At 63.5% G+C, this 10,710-nt stretch carries 11 protein-coding genes, 1 other RNA gene and 2 pseudogenes; 11 read left to right on the forward strand and 3 right to left on the reverse strand.

What is annotated here, in order from left to right:
* The first annotated feature begins 114 nt into the window (after positions 1-114).
* The 9 genes and pseudogenes from secA to XpopCFBP1817_RS22060 all read left to right on the forward strand — a co-directional run bounded on the left by secA (position 115) and on the right by XpopCFBP1817_RS22060 (position 6,844).
* Complete coding sequence (secA, locus tag XpopCFBP1817_RS04530) at positions 115-2,853, forward strand: preprotein translocase subunit SecA (RefSeq protein WP_128416176.1); 2,739 nt, start codon at positions 115-117, stop codon at positions 2,851-2,853.
* 180 nt (positions 2,854-3,033) lie between these two features.
* Complete coding sequence (locus XpopCFBP1817_RS04535; protein ID WP_128416177.1) at positions 3,034-3,399, forward strand: VOC family protein; 366 nt, start codon at positions 3,034-3,036, stop codon at positions 3,397-3,399.
* Between the two features lie 187 nt (positions 3,400-3,586).
* Positions 3,587-4,534, forward strand: coding sequence for a Nudix family hydrolase (locus XpopCFBP1817_RS04540; protein WP_128416178.1), 948 nt, complete (start codon positions 3,587-3,589; stop codon positions 4,532-4,534).
* Between the two features lie 16 nt (positions 4,535-4,550).
* Positions 4,551-5,047, forward strand: a pseudogene (locus XpopCFBP1817_RS04545) (P-loop nucleotide/nucleoside kinase family protein).
* A gap of 61 nt (positions 5,048-5,108) precedes the next feature.
* A non-coding RNA gene (locus XpopCFBP1817_RS04550) (sX9 sRNA) lies at positions 5,109-5,185 on the forward strand.
* Positions 5,186-5,614: 429 nt separating this feature from the next.
* The gene (locus tag XpopCFBP1817_RS22050) at positions 5,615-5,812 is read left to right on the forward strand and encodes a hypothetical protein (protein WP_128416179.1); all 198 of its coding nucleotides are present in this window, start codon (positions 5,615-5,617) and stop codon (positions 5,810-5,812) included.
* A gap of 48 nt (positions 5,813-5,860) precedes the next feature.
* Positions 5,861-6,379, forward strand: a complete 519-nt coding sequence (locus XpopCFBP1817_RS22055) for a hypothetical protein (RefSeq protein ID WP_128416180.1) — start codon at positions 5,861-5,863, stop codon at positions 6,377-6,379.
* Between the two features lie 46 nt (positions 6,380-6,425).
* Positions 6,426-6,551 (forward strand): annotated as a pseudogene (locus XpopCFBP1817_RS23895) (autotransporter domain-containing protein); the annotation flags it as partial.
* A gap of 110 nt (positions 6,552-6,661) precedes the next feature.
* Positions 6,662-6,844: a hypothetical protein gene (locus XpopCFBP1817_RS22060; protein WP_208619539.1), complete on the forward strand. Its 183-nt coding sequence runs from the start codon at positions 6,662-6,664 to the stop codon at positions 6,842-6,844.
* Positions 6,845-6,974: 130 nt separating this feature from the next.
* On the opposite strand, the gene XpopCFBP1817_RS04570 is transcribed toward XpopCFBP1817_RS22060, so the two are convergent.
* Positions 6,975-7,574, reverse strand: coding sequence for a hypothetical protein (locus XpopCFBP1817_RS04570; protein ID WP_128416182.1), 600 nt, complete (start codon positions 7,572-7,574; stop codon positions 6,975-6,977).
* Between the two features lie 148 nt (positions 7,575-7,722).
* A complete protein-coding gene (metF, locus tag XpopCFBP1817_RS04575; protein WP_128416183.1) occupies positions 7,723-8,550 on the reverse strand; it encodes a methylenetetrahydrofolate reductase [NAD(P)H] in 828 nt (275 codons plus the stop codon).
* A gap of 205 nt (positions 8,551-8,755) precedes the next feature.
* Here metF and XpopCFBP1817_RS23520 point away from each other — a divergent pair, with 205 nt between their 5' ends.
* Positions 8,756-8,884, forward strand: coding sequence for a hypothetical protein (locus tag XpopCFBP1817_RS23520; RefSeq protein ID WP_279627094.1), 129 nt, complete (start codon positions 8,756-8,758; stop codon positions 8,882-8,884).
* Between the two features lie 151 nt (positions 8,885-9,035).
* Here the strand turns inward: XpopCFBP1817_RS23520 and XpopCFBP1817_RS23525 are convergent, their stop codons facing one another.
* Entirely contained in the window at positions 9,036-9,167 is a 132-nt protein-coding gene (locus XpopCFBP1817_RS23525; protein ID WP_279627095.1) for a hypothetical protein, read from the reverse strand.
* 162 nt (positions 9,168-9,329) lie between these two features.
* On the opposite strand from XpopCFBP1817_RS23525, the gene XpopCFBP1817_RS04585 reads away from it, so the two are divergent.
* A complete protein-coding gene (locus XpopCFBP1817_RS04585; RefSeq protein ID WP_128416184.1) occupies positions 9,330-10,307 on the forward strand; it encodes an NAD(P)H-quinone oxidoreductase in 978 nt (325 codons plus the stop codon).
* Positions 10,308-10,710 lie beyond the last annotated feature (403 nt).

Below are 10,710 nucleotides of genomic sequence, written 5' to 3' on the forward strand. Positions count from 1 at the left end.
AGCTACAATAGGCTCTTGCCATCAACAGGGCGCAGCGCGCCCTGTTTCGTTTACGGCTGCCGGGTCTTGGGGACCGGCGTCTGTCAAACCGTTCCTTTTCAACCGGTTTCTTCAATGATCAACAGTCTGCTTACCCGTGTCTTTGGCAGTCGTAACGAACGCCAGCTGCGCCAGCTCAACCGACTCGTCATCCAGATCAATGCGCTGGAGCCGACGATCGAGAAGCTCTCCGACGCCGAGCTGCAAGCCAAGACCCCGGAGTTCAAGCAGCGACTTGCCGCCGGCGAGTCCCTGGACAAGATTCTTCCCGAGGCGTTTGCGGTGTGCCGCGAGGCCAGCCGCCGTGTGCTGGGCATGCGCCATTACGACGTGCAGCTGATCGGCGGCATGGTGTTGCACCTAGGCAAGATCGCCGAGATGCGCACCGGTGAAGGCAAGACCCTGGTGGCCACGTTGCCGGTGTACCTCAACGCGCTGCAGGGCGAGGGCGTGCACGTGGTCACGGTCAACGACTACCTGGCGCGCCGCGATGCCGCGCAGATGGGTAAGGTGTACAACTGGCTTGGCCTGAGCGTTGGCGTGGTGTATCCGGGCATGCCGCACAGCGACAAGCGGCAGGCCTACGGCAGCGACATCACCTACGGCACCAACAACGAATTCGGTTTCGATTACCTGCGCGACAACATGGCGCTGTCGCGCGCCGACCGCTACCAGCGCAATCTGCATTACGCGATCGTCGACGAAGTCGACTCGATCCTGATCGACGAAGCGCGCACCCCGTTGATCATCTCCGGCCCGGCCGACGAATCGCCGGAGCTGTACATCCGCGTCAATCGCATCGTGCCGCAGCTGACCAAGCAGGAAAGCGAAGAGGGCGAGGGCGATTACTGGATCGACGAGAAGGGCAAACAGGTGCATCTGTCGGAGGCGGGCATGGGCCACGCCGAAGAACTGCTGATGCAGGCCGGTATTCTTGAAAATGCGGAAGATGGTTTGTATGCGGCGCAGAACCTGAGCGTGGTGCATCACCTCAATGCCGCGCTGCGGGCGCATGCGATCTATCAGCGCGATGTGGATTACATCGTGCGCGATGGCGAAGTGGTGATCGTCGACGAATTCACCGGCCGTACGCTGTCTGGGCGTCGCTGGTCCGATGGTCTGCATCAGGCGGTCGAAGCGAAGGAAGGCGTACCGGTGCAGCGCGAGAACCAGACGCTGGCAAGTATCACCTTCCAGAACCTGTTTCGCATGTACAAAAAGCTGTCCGGCATGACCGGTACGGCCGACACCGAAGCCTACGAATTCCAGAGCATTTATGGGCTGGAAGTGGTGGTGATTCCGACCAACCGCCCGACCGTGCGCAAGGACCACCCGGACCAGGTGTTCCTCAACCGCAAGGGCAAGTTCAATGCGGTGCTGGCAGATATCGAAGACTGCGCCAAGCGCGGTCAGCCGGTGCTGGTGGGCACCACCTCGATCGAGACCTCGGAAATGCTGTCAGAGCATCTGCGCAAGGCCGGGGTGAAGCACGAGGTACTCAACGCCAAGCAGCACGAGCGCGAAGCCACCATCGTGGCCAACGCCGGCCAGCCGGGTGCGGTGACCATCGCCACCAACATGGCCGGTCGCGGTACCGACATCGTGCTGGGCGGTTCGCTGGAAACCGAGCTGCACGGCATGGGCGAGGACATCAGCGACGAACAGCGTCTGCAGGCCAAGACCGAATGGCAGCGTCGGCATGACGCGGTCAAGGCGGCTGGTGGCCTGCATATAGTCGGTACCGAGCGGCACGAGTCGCGCCGTATCGACAACCAGCTGCGCGGCCGTGCCGGTCGTCAGGGTGACCCGGGTTCGTCGCGCTTCTATCTGTCGCTGGAAGACAATCTGATGCGCATCTTCGCCTCGGACTGGGTCCAGAAGGCGATGCGCATGATGGGCATGAAGGAAGACGACGTCATCGAAGATCGTCTGGTCAGCCGGCAGATCGAAAAGGCGCAGCGCAAGGTGGAAGCGCACAACTTCGACATCCGCAAGAATCTGCTGGACTTCGACGACGTCAACAACGATCAGCGCAAGGTGATCTACGCACAGCGCGATGAATTGCTGGATGCCGAATCGGTCAAGGACAACGTCGACGGTATCCGTGGCGATGTGATTTACGATCTGGTCGCGCGCTTCGTACCGCCCAATTCGGTCGACGAGCAGTGGGACCTCAAGGGTCTGGAAGCTACGCTGGAGTCGGAACTGGGCATGCCGCTGGCGCTGAGCGAGATGGCACGCACGCAGGAAGAACTGGACGCCGAGCAGATCGCAGCCAAGGTGCAGGCGGCGGTGGATGCGCACTTTGCCGAGAAGGAAGCGGCGGTTGGCAACGACACCATGCGCGCCCTGGAGAAGCACGTGATGCTGACCGTGCTCGACCAGGGCTGGAAGGAGCATCTGGCCAAGATGGATTATCTGCGTCAGGGCATCTATCTGCGCGGGTATGCGCAGAAGCAGCCCAAGCAGGAATACAAGAAAGAGGCCTTCGAGCTGTTCTCAGAGATGCTGGAGAGCGCCAAGCGCGAAGTGATCAACCTGCTGGCGCGCGTGCGCATCCGCAGCGAAGAAGAAGTGGCCGAGCTGGAAGAGCAGGAGCGTCATCAGGCGCAAGCGCGCCTGATGGCCTCGCAGTTCCAGCATCAGGATGTGGGCGGGTACGGTGCCGACGAGGAAGTGGAGCAGATGCAGGGCGGCAATGCGCCGGTACCGGTGTCGCAGGTGATTCGCGACGAGCCCAAGGTGGGCCGCAACGATCCATGCCCGTGCGGCAGCGGCAAGAAGTACAAGCACTGCCACGGTCAACTCAGCTGATTCTGAGTTGACCGTGCACCCAGCGTCCGCTATGCGGACGCTGGGTGCACGGTACTCCTCCGATCCCCGCGCCTCTGGCGCGCCCCCTTACCAAGGGGGCTCTACTTGCGGAGGGGACGTGCTCCGCCTGCGCGACTGCGGGGCGTATGCTCACGTCCACGTCCTGCGTGGAGTGCGGTCATGTCGCTGTCCAGCCAGCAACTGAAGGTGTTCGTGCCTGCGCGCGATTACGCGTTGTCGCAGCGGTTCTATCGCGCACTGGGCTTTGTGCAGGAAGACGAGGGGGGCAACGTGACCTGCTTTCGGCATGGCAGGCATTGCGCGTTTCTGCTGCAGGATTTCTATCTGCGCGAGCTGGCCCAGAACCTGATGCTGCATCTGTGGGTGGACGATGCCGACGGCTGGTGGCAGCACGTGCACGACACCGGGCTGGACGAGCAGTTCGGTGTGACCTGCAGCGCGCCGGAAGATCGACCATGGGGCGCGCGCGATTTCACCTTGCACGATCCTAGCGGGGTGCTGTGGCGTATCGGGCATCCGTTGTAAGACTTGGATTGAGATTGGGGAATGGAGATGCGTTGGAGCGAGCGCCGCAGCCAGCTGCTGCCAATCCCATCGTTCCCAAGTCCGCCGGTGCTGAGCGGTGGCTCGGACGCCTACGGGAGCGCGGCCGACCTACGTTCGAGCACCACCCGATTGCGTTGAACGGCCCACTCGCGGCACTCTTGTGCCCATGCCCGATTCCCTAAGATCCATTCACGTCGTCGCCGGCGTGATCACCGACCCCCGCGGCTGCATCCTGCTGACCCGCCGTACCGAAACCCGCGACATGCCCGGCCTGTGGGAATTCCCCGGCGGCAAGCGCGAGCCTGGCGAAACCTCCGAACAGGCGCTGGTGCGCGAACTCAATGAAGAGCTCGGTATCGAGGCGCAGGTTGGCGAGTGGCTGATGGACGTGCCGCAGCTGTATCCGGACAAGCGGTTGCGCCTGGAAGTGCGCCACATCACTGCGTGGAAAGGTAGCCCGCGCGGGCGCGAAGGTCAGGCGATGACCTGGGTGGCCGCAGACAAGCTGATGCGCTATTCGATGCCGCCGGCTGACATGCCGGTGGTGGGCGTACTCCGCCAGCCCGACCGTTATCTGATCACGCCCGAGGCGGACGACGAGGCGCTGTGGCTGGAAGGCCTGGAGCGTGCCCTGCAAGACGGCATTGCGCGCATCCAGTTGCGTGCGCCGCTGGCCGAACCTGCACGTTGGCAGGCATTGCTGCAAAGGGTAATGCGCTTGCGTGGTCGTGCGCGCGCGCAGTTGCTGCTCAATCGCGACATCGCGTTGGCCGGCGAACTCGGCATCGGTGTGCATCTGGGCTCGGAGCAATTGGCCGCACTGCAGGAGCGCCCGCTGCCGGCTGAGCAGCCGGTCGCCGCCTCGTGCCATGGGCTGGAAGATCTGCGCCATGCGCAGCGCCTAGGCTGCGATTTCGCGGTGCTGGGGCCGGTGCAGGTAACTGCCTCGCATCCGGACGCGACACCGTTGGGATGGGCCGGTTTCGAAACCTTGCGCGAGCAGGTCTCGCTCCCAATTTACGCACTCGGCGGCATGCAGATCGACCACCTGCGCGAAGCACGCTCGCATGGCGCGCAGGGCATCGCGGCGATTCGCTCGCTCTGGCCGCAGTGAACGCACAGTCAGCGACTTGGTGGGGTTCGGCGGGTTGCCGGGCGTCGGCAAGAGTTCCATTGCACCGCTGCTGCTCACGTACTGCAATGCGGTGTACCTGCGCATCGACAGCATCGGGCAGGCGCTGCGCGACAGCGGTGCACTCGCTCACGACGTTGGGCCGGCCAGCTATTTGATTGCCTACGCCATTGCAGAGGCGAATCTACGCCAACACCAGGTGGTGGTCGCCGATAGCGTCAATCCCTTGCCCGTCACCCGCCAAGCATGGCGTGATGTGGCTCTCGCACACAGAGCCGCCTTCTGGAGATCGAAGTGGTCTGCAGCGATCGCGATGTTCATCGGCAGCGCGTGGAATCGCAGCACAGCGATAGTGCGGCACTGCGCGTGCCGGATTGGTGCTGCGTGCTTGCGCATGACGATGTGCTCTGGACCGAGCCGCATTGGGTGATCGACAGCGCCGTATTGAGTGCGGAGCGAGCGGTCTCAGAGGTCATGGCTCGGCTTGCTGCTTAGAGCGGCTAACAAAACGACTGCGCTCACCGCCAGGCGGGCGCGGCCGGTGCTCGGAATCGGCATGTACCAATCGTACACTCCGGTTCTGAGCGCGCCGTCCGCACCCACCTGACGACTGCTCGCTACGTTTTGTTAGCCGCTCTTAGTTTGAAGGCATTTGGTGTTTTCTCTGCGTGCGCCAGCCTACGTATCGGGCAGTTCGTTCGGAACCGACACGATCTGCCAGTGCGGCCACACGTTTGCACGCGACGCCTGTCGGACCCATGCGCATACGCGCGCTGAGAGAAATTCAGTCGAGCTTTTTATGTGTGCGCACTGCAGGTCCGTGGATAGGAGAAAACCTAAGCCACTGTCAGGCGCATCCCTACGCTGCACTACGTGGGTTGCTCTAGGTACCGACGCGATTGCCATCTCCCGTTGTGAACCCGCGTCGCCTGCGACAGGCGGGGATTTTTCAACGCGCCACGACATTCCGCGCAACGCGGGGTTATCGCGCCCTTGATCAACATCCAAGGGAGCTTCATGAATAGGATTTATCGCCTGATGCTTAACCGCGCCATCGGTTAGATGCAGGTTGCATCCGAACTGGCCACGTTCCACGGTTCCTCCGCCCGCGCCACCGGCAGCGTCAGCCATTGTGCGTTGCTGACCACGGCGATGCTGGTTGCGCTTGGCCTGGTCACAGCGCCTTCCGCGTTTGCAGCCGTCCTCGATTTCAACAGCAATGACACCATCGCCAGCTCGCGAATGCACGCCGACGGCTGACGCGTTGGCCCGAATGGCACCGTCGTCGTCGATGTCAGCGGCGCCGCCGTGGTCACCTCCGACGAGGACGTCTCGCTGGGCAGCACCACAACCGGCAATGGCACCCTGCGCCTGACTGGCCCGGGCGCACGCCTAGCCTTCTGGCACCTGCTCGTGAGCGATGCCGGCATCGGCAACATGATCCTGCAGGACGGCAGCCAGGCCGCCACGGCTGGCTTGATGACCCTGGGCAAGCAGGGCAGTACCGGCAATGTGCTGGTCACTGGCGCCGGGTCGGCTGAGCTCCTTATCGGCCGCGCCGGGACCGATACTTTGGACATCACAGACGGTGCTACGGTCACCACCACCCGCCCATACGCCGTGATCAATCCTTACGGCATGAGCATCGGTCATGGCACCACCGGCACCGGCACGATCAATGTCAGCAATGGCGGCAGCCTGGCTATTACCGACAACTTTCTGCCGGTCGGCACGGGCACTCTCAACATCGGCAACGGCGGCAAGGTCAACAAGGTCAACGCCGACCGCGGGGTGCACCCCGGGCAGCAGCCTCACTGGCAACGGTAGCACCAGCGCTGAAGGTGGCTGGGACTTCGAGCTGGATGCGATCACCCTGACCCCGTATGTCGCGCTGGCCTACGCGCGCCTGTCCACCGATGCCGGTGTGCAAGCCGGTGGCAGTGCGGCGCTGGCGATTGACGCCAGCAAGGACGAGATGTGGACGACCACCGCTGGTTTACGGGCTGGGTGGGACATCAGCGGCGGGCTGCAGGATGGTGCGCAACTTGAGGCCGGCTGGCCTGGCAGACTGCAGGTGGCGAACTGCGTGCCGATTCCCGTCACCGTTTCGTGGCCGGCAGCACCACCTTCATCGTCGATAGCGTGCCGCTGGCGCGTAACGTCGGCATTGCCGAGCTGGGCGTGTCGATCAACACCTCCAGCAACAGCCGCCTGTGGCTATTTGGGCAGTGTCGTGCCGGCGGTGGCCAGCGCGAGGTGGGGGCACAGTTGAACTGGAAGGTCGCTTTCTAAGCGTCATCGGATTCATTGACACAACGCCGAGGGGCCCTGCGCGGGGCCCTTCGTCGTTGCAGGAGGCATGCATCTTCCGAGTCTGCCCGGCTACGCCCGCCTGGCGACTTCACATCAGTTTTCAGACTCTCTAAAACGTCACCCAGAAGCAGTTGTACTGCCGACGCAGTCGCAACACGCTGCGAGCAGGCGTGCCGCTGGCGAGGTTCTGTTCCAGTCGCAGTCCCCACGGTCGTGGGCGGCTTGGGGTTGCGGGGAGCGGTGCATCAATGGCGCTGCCGTCCAACGATGAAGCGGCTGTGGTTGTACTGTCGGTCTCGGCGTCCCACGTCGGTGTCTCCCTCTGCGGATACATCGGCGCGATGTCCCGCAACGGGCGTTGCACGATGGCCTCCAAACGGCTCAATACCTGGTTGGCAGCTTCATCGGACTGGCCGCTCCATAGGTAAAGACTGGAGAGCAGGTTGACGTCGCGGCTGTCAACGGCCAGTTGCAACAACGACACCAGCTCGCTCAGCCGGCGCGGGCAGCCATAGCGATACAGGCCGGTGTTGCCTTGCGAGCGCGTGGCCGGCGGCGGTCGCGATGCGGCGTAAACGTCTTCGCAGCGGCGGTCGGTGAACATGGTCTGCCCATCCGGCGTGACGCAGCGACGGATCTCCTGCGCCTGCACGCGCGTGGCGGAGCTAAGGCAGAACAACAGCAGCAAAGGCAGCAGGAGGCGAGACATCGGCGCAGCTTAGCGGTGTGCGCGTGAGCCGGCGAGCAACGCGCCGAAAGCACAGACGCTTGCACGAGGCTTGCTTGTCACGCGCGCGCTTGCGAGGGATGTGCACGCAGGGACATTCTTGCCGAGACCGTGGCTTCGACCGCTTGGCTCAGCGCCCGAGCAGCTGCAATACCTGCGTGGTCGGCTTGGCCAGGTTGAGGGTATAGAAGTGCAGGGCCGGCGCGCCGCCGACGATCAGGCGCTCGCATAGGGTAGCGACGACTTCCGTACCGAAGGCGCGCACCGCATCGGCGTCGTCGCCGTAGGACTGCATCTTCTTGCTGATCCAGCGCGGAATCGCCGCACCGCATTGCTCTGAAAAGCGCTGTAACTGCGAGAAATTGGAGATCGGCATGATGCCGGGAATGATCGGCACCTCCACCCCCATGCGCTGCACCGTATCGCGGAAATGAAAGTAAGCATCGGCGTTGTGGAAATACTGGGTGATCGCAGCATCCGCGCCGGCATCCACCTTGGCCTTGAAGTAACGCAGATCGCTCAGTGCATCGCTCGCCTGCGGATGCGTTTCAGGGTAGGCACCGACCTCGATACGAAACGCCTCGCCGTGTTCGGCGCGGATGAAGGCGATCAGGTCGGAGGCGTAGCGCAGGTCGCCCGGATGGCCCATGCCCGAAGGCAGGTCGCCGCGCAGCGCAACAATGCGAGTGCAGCCGATCGCGCGATAGCGTTTGAGCAGCTCGCGGATCTCCTGGCGGCTGCCGCCGACGCAGGACAGATGCGGGGCGGCTTCGAAGCCGTGCTTCTGCTTGAGGCGGCGCACCGTCTCGGAGGTGTAGCTGAGCGTGGAGCCGCCGGCACCGAAGGTGCACGACACGTACTCCGGCGCGTAGCCCTTCAACCTGGCCGCAGTGCGGTCCAGCTGCGCGCGCTGGTCGTCGGTCTTGGGCGGGTAAAACTCGAAACTGAGATGCGTCATCGCGGCGGGTCCGGCGGATCGTGTGGCATAATATCGCTTCATCGCGATTAATACATATTTGGGTGCGAGTGTTCCGATTTCGGGTTCTTAGGTCCTTGGTCCCAAGGCGTATGCGCCACATCGGTGTGGTTGTGGCTGCTTGCGCGGGTGCGTAATGCACGCGGTAAGCTTCCAGGCACCCCACGCCACTTGATCGGAGCGCGACATGCAAGAAGCGGAAATGGATGTAATCGCCGAATCGTTGGGCCGGATCTGGGTCGCGTTGGCGCGCAGCGTCGGCGACCTGGCGCTCGCCCTGGCCGAACAACCCGATGTGGATGGCACAAGTTGCTGAGCGACTTCGCTGCACGCCTGCCGTCCGGGCCGGACGACGGCACCTCCAAGGTGTTCGAGGCGATTCGCCAGTACATCGACCAGGGCGTCGCTCCCGGCGAGGAGTGATAAGTGCCATGGGCGTCTGCGTTAGTGCAGGCGCGCGGGGTGATTCATTGGGTCTTGCGCTGCGCAGCATTGCTGCTTGCATGTGCTTTGTCGGAAAAACCTTCGGTGCATGCATCGAAGTGTTGATCGACATCCAGCGCATCGTGCGCCGCTGCGTCTGCGACCACTCGCTTCATCATCGTCTCGCGCGTGATGCTGCGTATCAACGCATGTCCGATTGTTCGACCGTACAGAGTTGGCAGCAGTGCCGTGGGCCGCCTGGTGCATCAACGCTGCGCCTGCGCCAAGCGTTGACGCCTGCATGCCTACACTGGCCGCATTTTCTACGGAGCGCCTGCATGAGCGATACCACGATGACCGCCATCGCCATCCGCGATAGCAAGGGCGATGCGGATGCCCTCTACGCCAGCGAGCAACCGCGCCCACGTCCCGCGCCGGGGCAGGTGCTGATCCGCGTGCACGCCGCCGGCATCAATCGTCCCGATCTGCTGCAGCGTGCCGGCCACTATCCGCCGCCGCCCGGAGCGCCAGAAACGCTTGGACTGGAAATCGCCGGCGAAATCGTGGAGCCAGCCGGTCGCTGGAAAGGGGGCGACCGCGTTTGTGCATTGCTGGGCGGTGGCGGCTACGCGCAGTACGCTGCAGTCGATGCGCGGCATGTGTTGCCGATTCCGGCCGGTATGGATCTGCTGCACGCCGCCGCGCTGCCAGAAAACGTATTCACCGCCTACACCAACCTGTTCGAGCATGGCCAGCTGGCGGCCGGCGAGTGGCTGTTGCTGCATGGCGCCACCTCCGGGATCGGCGTCACCGCGATTCAAATGGCCAAAGCCGCCGGTGCGCATGTATTGGCCACCGCGCGTTCGGCGATCAAGGCGGCGCAGGCGCGCGAATTGGGCGCCGATGTGGCGATCGACTCCACCACCGAATCGTTTGTCAACGTGGCCAAGGCGCACGGCGGTGTGGATGTGGCGCTGGACATGGTGGGTGCTGCAGTGTTTGCCGACACCCTGGAAGCGCTCAATCCGCACGGGCGCATCGTCTATATCGCCTCGCAGGCCGGCTCGACCCTCGAGCTGCCGATTCCGTTGCTGATGCGCAAGCAGGCCATCCTCACCGGTTCGACCCTGCGCCCGCGTAGTGCCGATGAAAAGGCGCGTCTGGCGGCAGAAGTGGAGCGTGTGGTGTGGCCGTGGATCGCGCAGGGCAAGCTGCGCGTGCTGCTCGACAAGCGCTTCCCGCTGAGCGAAGCCGCTGCGGCGCATCGCTATCTGGAGCAGGGCAGCCATCTGGGCAAGGTGGTGCTGGAGATGTGACTGCGCGCGGTCGCCTGCCTGGCATGCGCGCGCGTGTCAGGCAGGTGGCCACTGTCGTTGCGGCGTGATGGTGTCCAATAGCGCATCGCAGTGCTCATCTACGCAGGTCTGTGTAGGGATCAATCCACCAGACGCTGGCTTCATAATGCTGGCCGGGTGGCCGTAGCGCGGGCAGATCGGCCTTGGGGTATCTTCGGCACGCGGTTCCGCCCGCACGTCTTCTTTGACGAACCGCGAAACGATTCGGGCACGGATGCAGTCTCAGCCGGCGTCGTTGCACTGCAGATCATGCCAAGGTGGCCGATACCTCGATTGTGCGCACGCCTAGGGCCTGTTAACACTAATGGCCTGAGCGAGTAAACTATCGGGTATGGAGATCACACCAGAGCAATTTTCCCTAATC

This window comes from Xanthomonas populi (genome assembly GCF_002940065.1).
Taxonomy (GTDB): Bacteria; Pseudomonadota; Gammaproteobacteria; order Xanthomonadales; family Xanthomonadaceae; genus Xanthomonas; species Xanthomonas populi.